The organism is Wolbachia endosymbiont (group B) of Xanthorhoe designata (genome assembly GCF_964028585.1).
GTDB lineage: Bacteria > Pseudomonadota > Alphaproteobacteria > Rickettsiales > Anaplasmataceae > Wolbachia.
On the sequence record NZ_OZ034794.1, the window covers coordinates 395,014 to 408,764 of the forward strand.

Below are 13,751 nucleotides of genomic sequence, written 5' to 3' on the forward strand. Positions count from 1 at the left end.
GGTGCACTTAATGCATAACATACAAGACCTGTTGTAGCACCTGTAAGCGCTCCTATTGGTACTCACTCCTATTGCCTTTCCTATCATAGCTGGTATAAATAATACATCAACTATTAAATTTGGCATATTTTAAAAACTTAATCAATAATAGAATATTCACTATTTTTCTCTTATTTGTCAAGTTATCTTAACCTAATTCCAAAAATTGTTGTATAGTATCAATTTGAAGTTTTGTTTTTAATGCATAAGTTCACAGTACTCTTTTCTATACTGTTTGCAATAGTTGCTTACTATTTAAACAATGAAGTGATATTTGAAGTCGCAAAGCTATTTAGTGATATATTTATCAGTTTATTGAAATTGATTAGTTTACCTTTAGTTTTTCTATCAATAGTTTCAACAATTTCTGGACTTAAAGACTCAATTGAAATTAAAGTATTACTTAAAAAGACGCTGTTTTATACTTTGCTTACAACCATTATAGCTGCGTTTGTTGCACTATCTTTCTATTTATTCATAGATCCAGTAAGAAAAAATTTCATAAGTAACACGATAGAAAGTGTGAGTGACAGCAACCACAATTACTTTTCATACTTAAAATCACTCATTCCTTCGAATTTTGTGCAAGTTTTTCTTGAAAATAACGTTATTGGCAGCATATTGATTGCTTTTTTAATGGGCGGAGCTATTATTTCACTTTCAAAAGAAAAACAAGATATATTACACCAAATATTTTCTGCACTGTTTGATACACTTCTTAAAATTGCTCAAGGGTTGTTAAAGTTTATTCCTCTTGCTGTGTGGTCTTTTATCACATGTTTTTTATACGAGTTAAAAGGTGGCAGTGAATTCCATAGTCTTTTTTGGTATTTTGCTTGCATAATGTCTGCAAATTTCGTGCAAGCATTTGTAATTTTACCACTACTCATGTGGTATAAAGGTATATCACCAATTCAAACGATGAAAGGCGTTATGCCAGCACTTACACTTGCATTTTTTTCTAAATCATCTAGTGCAACGCTGCCTACAACTATAGAATGTGTGCAAAATCAGCTAAAGGTACCAAAGAAATTGTCATCTTTTATTCTACCAATATGCACAACAGTCAATATGAATGCGTGTGCTGCATTTATTTTAATCACAGTGATGTTTGTTGCAGAGATGAATGGGCACACATTTTCCTTAAGTGAGATGTTCATATGGATTTTTTTAGCTACAGGGGCTGCAATTGGTAACGCTGGAGTGCCGATGGGGTGCTATTTTATGGCAACTAGTTATTTGGTATCAATGAATGTTCCTTTGTACATTATGGGATTGATTTTGCCTATTTATACAATCATTGATATGTTTGAAACTGCAATAAATGTGTGGTCTGATATCTGTATAACACAGATAATTAATAAAGAATTTAAAACTTAAGAATGATATTAGATAATACAATAATAAAGGAATTTGAAGAGGCTGGTGCGATTTTGCACGGACATTTTGTACTCTCGTCAGGGCTGCACAGCAACACTTACATACAATGCGCTAAAATTTTTGAAAATCCAAGCAGAGCAATGAACGTTTGTGAGCTATTGGCGAATAAAATAAGAAAAGAGATTATTGAACCTGTAGACTTAATACTATCTCCTGCAATTGGTGGAATAATCGTGGGTTATGAGATTGGCAGACAGCTTGGAATCCGAACAATATTTTGCGAACGTGTTAATGGTAAATTTGAATTACGCCGTGGATTTGAGATTAAACAAGGTGAGAAGATATTACTAATTGAAGATGTGATTACCACAGGTAAATCTTCACTTGAAGCAGTAAAATGTGCAGAAGAGAAGGGAGGTAAAGTTGTTGCTGAAGCTTCTTTGATCAAGAGAAATAGTGAAACAAAACTGCCCTTTCCTGTAATATCTTTGATTGAACTTAATATCGAAAACTATAGCGAGGAAGAATTGCCAAGAGAGTTAAAACAATTACCCATAACAAAACCTGGGAGTAGAGAATATTTAACAAAGTAATTCTATATAGTATATTTTCTCTTCATTTAGCTAAGGTTTGTATGGGCTTTTTAAATTTCGCCCATAAAACCCTATTGTGATTAGAAATACACTAAATCTTGGTTTGTACATGTTTCATCTTGTGCAGCAAAAGACAATAATTTTGCGCTCTCAAGGAAACTTTTTGCACTAGCTTCTAAGAGATCAGATTTTACTTCTGTGAGTTCACATGTAATCTGATCTATTTTCCCATTCAAATTTTTATGTGCATCTTCGATTAATTTATTCATTTCATCTTCTAAAAGCTTCCTTACTTCTTTGTTTTGTGAAGTGACAATATAATCTATTTTGCTTGTGATTTCAGGTTTGATAAGGCTTTCAATTTTTTCTTCAGTATATTTTTTACTTCTTCTTCTACCTGAGTTTTGATTTCTGGCTTTAGCAAATCTGCAACTTCTGGTCCTACTTTTTTCACTGCTTTTTCAGCTGCATTTTTTGCTGCTTTTTCAGCATTTGCTTCTACTGACTTTACTGTGTTATCAATTGAAGTCGATATTTTTTTTTCTATTTGATTAGCTTTCTCTTCAGCTAAAGTTAGCATTTTTCCTTCTATTGTTTTTACTTCATCTTGAGCTGCTTTTCTAGCTTCTAGTTTTAAATCGTTACCCATTTGAGATATTACTTGTTCTGCTGCTTTTTGTGCTGCTTTATCTATGCCCAACCAGCCTCCTAATGTATCACTCACACCATATGCTAAAGTTTCAGAACTCAATTGACTTTCCGAATTTTTTGGTAGTGAATTGAGCAGTTCAAGATTTGATCTTAGATTATAATAGCTTGGTTGATCGTTCGAATTATTACTATATTTTGCCATATAATATACTCCTTGATTTAAAAATTATTCTAATATTATCATGTGAATATAAACGTTATATTAATATTGATATAACTGATTTTCAGTTTAGTAGTATAAATTTGTAACGCCTTTTAAAAAAATTCATGACTTGGTTATAAAGAGCATTATATTGGTATCATGACTAACTTGGAAAAGATGAGAGAAAAACTGCAGAACCAAATTAATTACCATAATATCTTATATTATCAAAAAAGTAAGCCAGAGATAAGTGATGCTGAATATGATGAACTGAAAAAAAAGTTAGCTGCGATAGAGCCAGAAGCTTATGCAACACAAGATAGTGTTGGTGCTCCGCCTGATGAGAGATTTTCTAAGGTGGAACATCAAGAACCTATGCTTTCTCTTGAGAATGCTTATGATGAACAAGGTGTAGAAAAATTTTTGTCTAAAATAAAGAGATTTTTAATTGCAGATGAAATAGAGATATTATGTGAGCCAAAAATTGATGGATTGTCATTTTCTGCAATTTATGAAGATGGGAAATTTGTTAAAGCTGCAACTCGAGGTGACGGTTTTGTAGGAGAGGATGTAACTCACAATGTTGCAACAATAAAAGGCTTTCCTAAGTTTTTACAAGATGTGCAAGGAAGACTAGAAGTAAGGGGTGAAATATATATCAGTAACAGCGACTTTTTAAAGTTAAATGAAAATAATGAATTCGCTAATCCTCGAAATGCAGCTGCTGGTTCTTTAAAGCAATTGAATGCGAACATTACAGCAAAAAGGCCTCTTAGATATTTTGCTTATTCTTTAATTGGTGGAATAGAGAAAAGTCAAAGTGAGATACTAGAAAAGCTTGAGAAATTTGGTTTTTGCGTAAATGAGCATCGTTCCTTAACACGTAGTTTGAATGGAATGCTAAAGTTCTATAACGAGATCTATGATTGTCGTTATAACTTGGATTATGATATCGATGGGATAGTCTATAAAGTGAATGATTTGGTGCTACAAAGTCGTCTGGGAAGTACACACAAAGCGCCACGCTCAGCGCTTGCATATAAGTTTTCTGCGATTTATGCGAAGACAAAGTTAAATAAAATATTTATACAGGTGGGTAGAACGGGGGTTTTAACTCCAGTTGCAGATTTGGTACCAGTCAATATTGGCGGAGTGCTAGTTAGCAGAGCAAGTCTACATAACCAAGATGAGATAAAACGTAAAGATATAAGAGAAGGAGATGTTGTAACAATTAAAAGAGCTGGAGATGTAATTCCTCAAATTGTCAAAGTAGATGAAGGTTCTCGTCATACAAATATACCTGAATTTGTTTTTCCTGACATATGTCCTGAATGTGGTAGTAAAGTGCAGATTGAAGGAGTGGCAGTAAGATGTCCTGAAGAATTTAATTGCAAGGCTCAAATAGTAGAAAAACTAAAACATTTTGTGTCAAAAGATGCATTTGACATTGTTGGCCTTGGTGAAAAACAAATAAAGTTTTTTTATGATCTTAGCCTAATAAGACAAATTCCAGACATTTTTATTTTAGAGGAAAGATTAAAAGAGTTTTCCTTAAAAGAGCATCATGGTTGGGGCGAGAAGTCAATAGCTAATCTATTAAGTGCTATACAAAACAGAAGAGTAATCACTCTAGATAGGTTCATATTTTCTTTGGGTATCAGATTTATCGGCCAAGTTGCAGCAGAATTGCTCGCAAATTATTATGTATCTTATGATAACTGGTATAATTCGATGTCATCAAATGATGTTGAGTTGGTAGGTATAGATGGTATAGGAGAAAAAGTAGCTGAATCTTTAAAATCGTTTTTTTCTCAGGAACGTAACATTAAAATGTTAAATGATCTTACCGCATATCTGCAAATTCTTCCCGTGAGCTCCAACTCTAGCGATTCTTTTTTGAATAACAAAATTATAGTGTTTACTGGTAAGCTACGTGCTATGAGCAGAGGGGAGGCAAAAGTAAGAGCTAAAGTTTTAGGGGCAAAGATCAGTTCAAGCCTTTCTACTAAAACTGACTATTTAATTGCAGGAGAAGATCCAGGTTCAAAATATAAAAAAGCAATGGAATTGGGTGTGGAAATTTTAGATGAAGAACAATGGAACAAATTGTGCTAAAAACAACTTAATCTGACGGGAATGAATTAACTGATAGAAGAATTGAAAACTAATATCAGACTCTTATTTAATATAATTGAACACTCCCTGCTCTTTTTTTTATCAGTCGTTTATTATCAATTAATGAGACTATAGCCAAAATTGTTTCGATCTGCCCTACTTTTCTACTAATGATCTGATTAAGATTTTTTTCATTGAGCTTGGCAATATCATTGCTTACAAGGATAAAGGCATTTTTATATATTTCCCGAATAATTGAGAATTGTGAATCAGGGTACTAGCGCCTATTTCTAGTAGGTTTTTGTGTAAAATGTTCGTATAGGTTTGTAACAATTGAAACATCTGGTTTATTTATAGCTTCCCTTAAAGAAAGAACTAACATTTTCTTTAAGTTAGCTTGTTTATCTATATCAATTAAAAGTCTAGGATCACTTTCTACAGCTAATATCTTTTTCCACCATAAAATCATAACTTTTTTATTAGAATAATATAGCTTGATTGTTAATTATATCTGTGAGAAAATCAAGAATTGTGTATTTTTTTATATTTTATATAGGATTATTAACATTCACTTTAGTTTCAGAAACATACTGCAAATTAGAATCATAAAAATCTTTAATGTTCATTTTTCCAAAAACGCAAAAAAAGTACCTACCTTTGTGAAAACAAGCCTATAAAAATATGGTTGTAAAAATGGAAGCTTAAAATCATTGCAGCAAAGTTAGGCAAATTGGTTCATATGTAAATTTAGTGAAAGTAAGCCAATATAGATGATTTCATAGTGTAGCAAAATCACTATATTGAAAAGTTTATATGGTACACCAATTGATTCTAAAAAAATGTTTTCACACTAACTGGTTTTGGGTGCTGGAAGTGACCAAATTACTTAGGTTGTTTAATACTGAATGAGTATAAATTTATTTCCTTCTACTAATCGTACATGGCCCAGAGTGGACAAATGGGAAGATTATACTATTAAAGATCTATAATATTAGAGCTCTGCCTAAAAAGTAAATCCATTAACTTTTATTCCACAACTTTGCAGTATTACTTATTTAATGATGAGATAAGAATTGCGTACTAATAAATAATAAAAGTTAATATAATAATAGAAATATTGACATATTAACAATATTATTATACTCTTAATATAATTAAGTAATTAAGAGAAATTATGAGTATTGTATTGTTTTATAAGAAGTTTAATGACCATGATTTAGGTGATGATAAAAGTTCTTTGAGAAAAAAGTTCAACGAAATAATTAAAGATTTAAAAGAGAACAACAGTACAAGCCAAGGGAATATAAAATTAATAAAAGGTGATGGGAATATTGAATATTCTCGAGCTAAATTAAGTGATAGTGACAGATTATTATTTACAAGTATAAAGCATAACAACAAAGATGCTTTTGTTATTTTAGAAGTAATTCTGAATCATGATTATCATAAGTCTAGATTTTTAACAAATAGAGAGAAAATAAAAAACATAGAAGTAACAAGCGAAGAAGTTCCTGATACAGTGGAGATTGAAGATGTTCCACAAGTTAGTTGTCTCGGTAAATTTATTACTTTTAGTGCAAAGCAGGAAGATATAGTTGAAAGGGTTGGAAAGCTTGAATTACCTTTAGTTATCAATGGGGCCGCTGGTAGTGGAAAAACATCAGTGGCTTTGGAGAGCCTAAAGAAGATAAAAGGGAAGTTTGAGGGAGGAAAAATTCTATATATTACCAAATCCGAAAATCTTATAAAAGAATCAAAAAAATTACTTGAATACGAATACTATGATGAAACTGCTAATGAGTTCAAGATTGCTGCTCCGGAAGAAATTGATTTCTTATCTCTTCATGAGTTTCTTGAAAAGCGAGCAGAAGATATAAAAGGAAAGAAGCCTATTGATAGAAGTAAATTTTTTTCATGGTTCAACAGAATATGCAAGAAAGATAAATTTAAAGAGTATAAAAAAGATGGAGATAAAATATTTGAAGAATTTACAGCTGTAATAGGTGGAGGAGACTTATTGGGAGAAGATGGAAAAGATAGATATGGTAAATTAGGAAACAGACAATCTATGTTTTCTGTAGATGAAAGGAACAGTATTTATGATTTTTTTAAAGAGTACAGGAAGTTTATAGAAAAAGATTCAGAGTATTATGATCCTAATCTTGTTGCGTATGAGTGCATTACAGAAGGAATGTATAGTGCGATTGTTGTAGATGAAGTACAAGATTTGACCGAGAGCACACTGAGTTTAACATTAAAAAGTTTAAAAGATGAAAGTAAGGCTAATTTTTTGTTATGCGGTGATATTAATCAAGTAATACATCCTAGTTTTTTCTCTCTATCCAAGTTAAAATCTTTTCTCTGTCAAAATCAATGTATAAGGGATCAAGGGTCAGAAGTTTTTTATACCCTTGAGAAGAATTATCGTAATAGTGAACAAGTCATTGAGCTTGCCAACCGTATACTACATCTTAAGAATTATTGTTTTGCTTCAGAAGATAAAATAACAGTAGACAACGCTTTTCTAATGAAGAGTGAGACTAAGAACAAAGGGAACGTTGGCTTTATTATTGATGATAAAAAAGAAGAAATAGCAAAAAAAATAAATGAATCTGTAAATTGTGCTGTTTTAGTTCTGGATGATGAAAGCAAAGAAGATGCTCGTAAATTGTTTGATACTCCACTTGTGTTTAATATACATGAAGCCAAAGGCTTGGAATTTGAAAACGTGATTCTTTACAAGTTTATATCATGTAAAGCTTACAATGAAATATGGAATATAGCATGTCCGAATAAAAGTGAGGGGGAGATAGAGAATACTATTAATAGAATTCGTGATTCATATAACGAAAGGGAAGTTAACACTTCAAGAAATAAGGATAAGAAAGATAAGTCTTTGGAGAAATATAAATTTTATATGAACGCTCTGTATGTTGGAGTTACTCGTGCTGTTGATAGTGTATATATTATAGATGATGAGAGTAATTTATTGAAAATAATAGAGCCAGGGGAAGAAGGTAATGTAAATATTGAGCAGGAAAAATCGAGTCCTGAAGAATGGAGAAATAAGGCACTAGAGTTAATAGAAAAAGGAAACATAGAGCAAGCAGAACTTATAGCAAGGAAATTGCAAAACGAAGGAAAAAAAGAATATGCTGAAGAGATTATGAATGCGTTGAGAGCTAATAGGTATCATGAAGAGGATCAGATCTTAGATAAGAACAAGCATACAAATTCAGTGTTAGAGAGTGATATAAGTTCTAGGTCTTCACAAAGCTCAGAACATGAAGGGAAAGATGATGATATTAGCAACCTTCAGAATAAAAAGGGTAAACATGATCAAAATAAAAAGAAGAAAGCTAAAAAATATCATCAAGTTCAAGAGGTAAAACCACAGCTTTCTTTAGAAGATAGTACTAATAGAAAACACAATAGCAAAAAGCCTCAGAATGAAAAGTATAAACAGGATTTAAATGACGAAAAGGAATCAAAAAGATTAGAGAAAAATGCAAATGAATTATTTTTAGCTTTACAAAATAAAAATTTGAAAAAGGCTGAACGGTTAATTAAGAAAGGAGTTAATGTTTATGCTAGAGATAAAGTAAATCGTACTTTTTTACATTGGTCAGTAGAAAATGGTCACGTAGATATAGTTAAACTTCTTCTGGATTATGGAGCTGATGTTAATGCTCAGCTGGCTGGAAAGTACTCAGGTGTGACTCCTTTGCATTTTGCAGTACTAGGCCATCACACTAATATAGTTAAATATCTTCTGGATTATGGAGCTGATGTTAATGTTAAGGCTAAGAAAGGTATTACTCCTTTGGTATTTGCACTCAAATTTGGCCATTCCAAGGTAGTTGATCTTCTTCTTGCTGATCCAAATATTAATGTTGGTTGTATAGATCTCAAATCCGTTAAAAATGGAGAAGGTAAAAGAAAATATGTTATAAAAAGAGTTCAAGATGGTGAGTTGTTTAATAAGGTAAAAGAAGTGGCAAACCAAAAGGATACAGGTAAGCTAGATAAATTACTTAAAGAGATAGAAGAATTGCTGGAATCAAAAAACAAACATGGTTTCAAACCAAGCTTAAACTATTCTCCAGATGGTAATGATGAAAATACTACTGTTGAAATTGCTATTCAAGCTGGTGGAAAGTTACTGCATCTTTTATATGCTTATGCTGAGAAGAATATAAGTAAAGACACTGAAATATTTAAACGACTCAAACATGCTAAAGAAAACTCTCATTCTAAGAGAGATCTTTGTGATGTTTCTGTTTTTAAACATTCTACTCCAGATCAAGGCTTTTTGTTTAGTAATGGTTAATGCTTCCTTCTATAATTCAAAACCCATACTCACCCAACCTAATTGATTACTTGCAATCTGGATTCCAGTTTTAAGCTACTCGGATGACAGAGAAAGGGCTACTTGCATGACATGAAAAGGAGCGCCGAGCAGATCACTTCTTCACAAGGATCTTATCAGCAACACGCATATCAATTATGCTCCAATTGCTAAAAGTAAAGTCGGTTGTATTTTGCAAGTGGCTTAAATAATCCCATGAGCTATAAGGATTATCTTCAGGCAATTTTACTGTGGCACTGTCATCGAGTATGATATTCCATCTTCTATTGCCTACATAAACACAAGAAGAAATATGATCACTTAATTGAGTTTTCCTCTCTAGTATATATTTAATGAATTTTAGGCTTGATAACGAATTTTGTCCTTTGATTATAACGAGGTTATCTATCTGGTAATCATCTACGATTACTTTACCTTCAGAGTCAATTACTGAAGTTCTGTTATCATCTTTCCAAAGAGCAAAAGGTTTGTGTTCGTTTACATCAATGCGTAAGGTGTTGGGTAAAATCCTATAAATTCTTACATGTTTTATCCATTCGCTTACAGATTGTATATTATCTGTTAGTTTTGAGAGTGATACATACATGATAGGTTGTGTTCTATCTACTAAACTTAGAATGTCCTGTTCATTTGTAAATTTGTTTCCAGTAACGGTTACTTTGTCGATTGAAAATCCATTGCTAATTAATAAGCTCGATAAGCGATCGTTACACCAAGTAAAGTAGTAATTGAATCGATTTGTTATTTTATCAAGTGAACTATAAAGTACTAATGTGAGAAAAAGTGCAGTGATAATAACAAGAGCGCACTTGCGCAAAAAACTTCTTTGGCTTCTAGTAACATTGTTCAACATCGGCTTGATCTCTAATATTCCTGTGGTGTAAACTGTCTTCGACAATAATTTTGACTAATTCATTAAAATCAATTCCTCTTGTCAATTTTGCAATTTCTGGTACTAACGACAATTCAGTAAAGCCAGGATGTGTATTAACCTCAAGCATTTTTAAAGTGTTATTTTGGGGATTATAACGGAAGTCTGAGCGGGAAACAGTTTTACATCCTAAAAATTGATGAACTTTTAACGCGTGTTCCAAGGTTATTCTATATATGTTGTTAGGAATTTCAGCAGGAAATATATGTTCTGCAAATCCATCTGTATACTTTGCTTCATAATCATAGAATTTATTTTTCGGTCGTATTTCCATAGTGCCAATTGCTTCATTCAGTAATACAGCAGTATGTAACTCTATACCCGGTATGTATTCTTCTATGATCATCTTTTCCATTATAGTAGAACTGTTATTTTTCAGCTCTAAGTAATCCTCATGCGAGAAAATCATGTGTACTCCAATGCTTGAGCCTTCGTTAATCGGTTTTAAGACGTACGGATAATCAATTTTAATATTATTTTTTAGCAGATCTTCTCGACTAATTACATAACCTTTTGGAGTGTCGATACTAAGGGATCGGAATATATGCTTTGACATCACTTTATTCATAGCAACAGCCGAAGCTGTAACTCCAGAGTGTGTATATTTTATACCTAAGATTTCCAATAAACCTTGAATACAGCCATCTTCACCATAAGGACCATGTAGAGCAATAAAAGCAAGAGCAGGATTAGTTTTTTTAAGCTTTTGAGCAATGTTGCTATCAACATCTATTTCTATTGCCTTATATAAAAGGCTATCAAGCGCCTTCTTGACTGCTTTTCCGCTCATAAGTGATATTTCTCTTTCGCAAGAAAATCCACCACTTAAAATTGCTATAGTTGGAATCATAGGCATTCTATACCTTGCTATATATCATATATAAAAGATACTTTTATCTTCAATAGAAAAAACATTTTGAAAAATTCTATACTATGTATAGCTATACAGATATTGTAACTTGCAGGTGGTGTCATGCAAATTAATTCCTTGATGATCAGATACCAGATTGCAAGTAAAACTGGAAGATCTTTTTCAGTAATATTCTTTAAAAATTTAATTTTGTAATCCACTTGATTTCCACTTTACGTCTTTGTAATCAACTGTTTCTACACCTTCAATGTCATATTGATCAGCAACTACAGATAGTTCCATTTCATGATCTATTGAATAGTCTTTCTGCTAATTCTTGAGTGGGCTGCTTAGTAAGCTCAACTAGCTTAGCAAAATGCTGTAAAGTTTTTTTACTGAAAGATATATTAGCGTTTGCCGTAAGTTTTACCAAAGTTCATGAGTAATTGTACAATATTTTCCCAAAATTTTCAATAAAGTAAACTTATCTGGAAAGTAATTATGCTGATATAAATATTACAATTTTATTAACACATAAATGCTACCGTGGTGTTAGTTTTTTAATTTAGGAATATATTATGGTTATATCTACACAAGACTCTAATTCATTAACGTTTCAGGCACGCAATCTATCTCATATTTGCCACAAAAACTGTGAAGAGGCGTTCAATGAAACAGACGAACCTCTATGCAAGGCTAGATGTGATGCTTTCTTTTCAGTGCTTAAACCTCGTTCACAAATTAGTGAGAAATTAATAGACATTGCAAACAATCTCCGTTTTGAAGGTGCACAATTATCGTCTATGGCAGATGAAATAGATGCTTACAATTCAATGTCTATTTAATCAAAAAAGAGTAAGTATACAAAAGTAGACTTACTCTATTACCCTAAATTTTCATCAAAGTAAGCTGTTTTATCCTTTTTTTCTTTATACTCTTCTGCTGTATCTAGGGGTTGCTTTTTAGCTGTAATGTTTGGCCATTTTTGCGAATATTCTACATTTATGTTGTAAAATGATTTAAAGATTTTTTGTTCATTATTCAGTAAGTCTTCATCTAGCTCTAGAATATCTTTTATGGAATCATCAGTTACAATTGCATCTACTGGACATTCAGGTATACACACTCCACAATCAATACACTCATCTGGGTTAATCACGAGCATGTTTTTACCTTCATAAAAGCAGTCAACGGGACATACCTCCACACAGTCTGTATATTTACATTTTATGCATTTATCTGTAACAAAATGCGTCATAAAATACTGTATATTTGCATTATCTTGGGTACACTAAATTAATAAGAAATTCAAGCATTTTATGAAGATAAATAAATTGAATAACGAAGAATTAGAAATATGGCTAAGCTTGGCTAGAACTGTGGGACCAGTAAAGTTTTTTAGTGTACTAAGAGCATGTGGGTCGCTAGATGAAGTACTAAAATATCTTAATAAGTTGACTAACAAGGATTATGGAATTCAAAGTGCAAAAGAAGAAATTAAGAATGCAGAAAAAATTGGAGCCAAAATAATACCAACATGTAATCCAGATTACCCTGACATTTTAAGGAATATCTCTGGTTGTCCTCCTGTAATAACTACACTTGGTGATGTATCATTATTAAGCCGTGAGATAATTGCAATAATCGGTGGACGTAATTCTTCAATGAATGGAAGAAATTTTGCCAATAAGTTGGCACTTGATTTAAGCGAAGCTGGTTTTGTTATTGTTTCTGGACTTGCAAAAGGAATCGATACTGCAGCAAACAGTGTAATATACAAAAATCATCCCACTATTGCTGTTACAGCAAGCGGAATTGACGTAGTATACCCAAGAGAAAATCTTGATCTATACAAAAGAATCACTGAAAATGGCGGATTAGTAATTACTGAGCTTCCATTTGCTACTAAACCAAAGCCTCAGTATTTTCCTCAAAGGAATCGAATTATATCTGGTCTATCGCTGGGTGTTGTGGTAATTGAAGCATCAAAAAATTCTGATTCTCTCATAACAGCAGATTTTGCTTTGAATCAAGGAAGAGAGGTATTTGCAGTTTCTGGTTTTCCTCTAGATTCACGCTGTAGTGGTAGTAATTATTTAATTAAGAACGGTGCTAAGCTTATTGAAGCTGCTGATGACATAATAGAGAGTATTAGGTTTAGTTTACCTCCGCAGCAAAAAGCCTATTTGATGTTGAGCACTGTTCTATTAACCAAAAACAAGAAAAATTACAACAGGCAAAATCTGTTATAGTTGATCATATTAACTCTGTACCTGTTGATATAGATGAACTTATATTAGCAAGCGGACTTTCTACTAACATAGCTCTAATGGCTCTTTTGGAACTAGAGTTAGAAAACAAAATAGAGCGTTCGCCGGGGAATAAAATATCATTAATTTTCTAGATTGCTTTAGTTATAAGTCCACAACCGTACAAACATTATGATTTGAGTCCACCAAGAAAGATGTCATTCCAGCGTGTGACGCTGGCTTTCCGTAATCTCACTAAAACGTTGTATTTTTACATAACTTTTATACTTACTAACTTAATATATAATCAGAATTCCTAGATTCCAGACTCATGCATCAATAGACCTGCTGCAAAAGGTAATGATAAAATGA

At 32.2% G+C, this 13,751-nt stretch carries 11 protein-coding genes and 1 pseudogene; 6 read left to right on the plus strand and 6 right to left on the minus strand.

From position 1 onward, the window contains the following. Positions 1-240: 240 nt before the first annotated feature. On the plus strand, positions 241-1,419 hold the full coding sequence (locus ABWU64_RS01890; RefSeq protein ID WP_341815824.1) for a dicarboxylate/amino acid:cation symporter: 1,179 nt from the start codon (positions 241-243) through the stop codon (positions 1,417-1,419). 2 nt (positions 1,420-1,421) lie between these two features. Beyond that, the gene (pyrE, locus tag ABWU64_RS01895) at positions 1,422-2,012 is read left to right on the plus strand and encodes an orotate phosphoribosyltransferase (RefSeq protein WP_015587756.1); all 591 of its coding nucleotides are present in this window, start codon (positions 1,422-1,424) and stop codon (positions 2,010-2,012) included. An 80-nt stretch (positions 2,013-2,092) separates the two neighbouring features. On the opposite strand, the gene ABWU64_RS01900 is transcribed toward pyrE, so the two are convergent. Both ABWU64_RS01900 and ABWU64_RS01905 read right to left on the minus strand, forming a co-directional pair. Continuing rightward, on the minus strand, positions 2,093-2,281 hold the full coding sequence (locus tag ABWU64_RS01900; RefSeq protein WP_127464317.1) for a hypothetical protein: 189 nt from the start codon (positions 2,279-2,281) through the stop codon (positions 2,093-2,095). 53 nt (positions 2,282-2,334) lie between these two features. Then, a complete protein-coding gene (locus ABWU64_RS01905) occupies positions 2,335-2,865 on the minus strand; it encodes a hypothetical protein (protein ID WP_353279745.1) in 531 nt (176 codons plus the stop codon). Between the two features lie 159 nt (positions 2,866-3,024). Between ABWU64_RS01905 and ligA the strand changes: the two genes are divergently transcribed. Then, positions 3,025-4,980, plus strand: a complete 1,956-nt coding sequence (gene ligA, locus ABWU64_RS01910; RefSeq protein WP_341815822.1) for an NAD-dependent DNA ligase LigA — start codon at positions 3,025-3,027, stop codon at positions 4,978-4,980. A 277-nt stretch (positions 4,981-5,257) separates the two neighbouring features. On the opposite strand, the gene ABWU64_RS01915 is transcribed toward ligA, so the two are convergent. Then, entirely contained in the window at positions 5,258-5,449 is a 192-nt protein-coding gene (locus ABWU64_RS01915; protein ID WP_135352727.1) for a hypothetical protein, read from the minus strand. Between the two features lie 705 nt (positions 5,450-6,154). On the opposite strand from ABWU64_RS01915, the gene ABWU64_RS01920 reads away from it, so the two are divergent. Beyond that, positions 6,155-9,310, plus strand: coding sequence for an ankyrin repeat domain-containing protein (locus ABWU64_RS01920; RefSeq protein ID WP_353279746.1), 3,156 nt, complete (start codon positions 6,155-6,157; stop codon positions 9,308-9,310). 133 nt (positions 9,311-9,443) lie between these two features. On the opposite strand, the gene ABWU64_RS01925 is transcribed toward ABWU64_RS01920, so the two are convergent. Continuing rightward, the gene (locus ABWU64_RS01925) at positions 9,444-10,202 is read right to left on the minus strand and encodes a cell division protein FtsQ/DivIB (protein ID WP_015588526.1); all 759 of its coding nucleotides are present in this window, start codon (positions 10,200-10,202) and stop codon (positions 9,444-9,446) included. After that, positions 10,183-11,136 carry a D-alanine--D-alanine ligase gene (locus tag ABWU64_RS01930; RefSeq protein WP_353279747.1) on the minus strand — a complete coding sequence of 318 codons (954 nt, stop codon included), beginning with the start codon at positions 11,134-11,136 and terminating at the stop codon, positions 10,183-10,185. Before ABWU64_RS01930 ends, ABWU64_RS01925 begins: the two co-directional genes overlap by 20 nt. 572 nt (positions 11,137-11,708) lie before the next feature. Between ABWU64_RS01930 and ABWU64_RS01935 the strand changes: the two genes are divergently transcribed. Beyond that, positions 11,709-11,975 carry a hypothetical protein gene (locus tag ABWU64_RS01935; protein ID WP_353279748.1) on the plus strand — a complete coding sequence of 89 codons (267 nt, stop codon included), beginning with the start codon at positions 11,709-11,711 and terminating at the stop codon, positions 11,973-11,975. Between the two features lie 38 nt (positions 11,976-12,013). On the opposite strand, the gene ABWU64_RS01940 is transcribed toward ABWU64_RS01935, so the two are convergent. Further along, the gene (locus ABWU64_RS01940) at positions 12,014-12,388 is read right to left on the minus strand and encodes a ferredoxin family protein (protein ID WP_015588529.1); all 375 of its coding nucleotides are present in this window, start codon (positions 12,386-12,388) and stop codon (positions 12,014-12,016) included. Between the two features lie 61 nt (positions 12,389-12,449). On the opposite strand from ABWU64_RS01940, the pseudogene dprA reads away from it, so the two are divergent. After that, positions 12,450-13,534: pseudogene (gene dprA, locus ABWU64_RS01945) on the plus strand (DNA-processing protein DprA). Positions 13,535-13,751: the final 217 nt, after the last annotated feature.

Excerpts from the sequence above, each read along its gene's own strand:
- ABWU64_RS01890 (WP_341815824.1), top strand. The coding sequence starts at position 241 with ATGCATAAGTTCACAGTACTCTTTTCTATACTGTTTGCAATAGTTGCT.
- pyrE (WP_015587756.1), top strand. The coding sequence starts at position 1,422 with ATGATATTAGATAATACAATAATAAAGGAATTTGAAGAGGCTGGTGCG.
- ABWU64_RS01900 (WP_127464317.1), bottom strand. The coding sequence starts at position 2,281 with ATGAATAAATTAATCGAAGATGCACATAAAAATTTGAATGGGAAAATA.
- ABWU64_RS01905 (WP_353279745.1), bottom strand. The coding sequence starts at position 2,865 with ATGGCAAAATATAGTAATAATTCGAACGATCAACCAAGCTATTATAAT.
- ligA (WP_341815822.1), top strand. The coding sequence starts at position 3,025 with ATGACTAACTTGGAAAAGATGAGAGAAAAACTGCAGAACCAAATTAAT.
- ABWU64_RS01915 (WP_135352727.1), bottom strand. The coding sequence starts at position 5,449 with ATGATTTTATGGTGGAAAAAGATATTAGCTGTAGAAAGTGATCCTAGA.
- ABWU64_RS01920 (WP_353279746.1), top strand. The coding sequence starts at position 6,155 with ATGAGTATTGTATTGTTTTATAAGAAGTTTAATGACCATGATTTAGGT.
- ABWU64_RS01925 (WP_015588526.1), bottom strand. The coding sequence starts at position 10,202 with ATGTTGAACAATGTTACTAGAAGCCAAAGAAGTTTTTTGCGCAAGTGC.
- ABWU64_RS01930 (WP_353279747.1), bottom strand. The coding sequence starts at position 11,136 with ATGCCTATGATTCCAACTATAGCAATTTTAAGTGGTGGATTTTCTTGC.
- ABWU64_RS01935 (WP_353279748.1), top strand. The coding sequence starts at position 11,709 with ATGGTTATATCTACACAAGACTCTAATTCATTAACGTTTCAGGCACGC.
- ABWU64_RS01940 (WP_015588529.1), bottom strand. The coding sequence starts at position 12,388 with ATGACGCATTTTGTTACAGATAAATGCATAAAATGTAAATATACAGAC.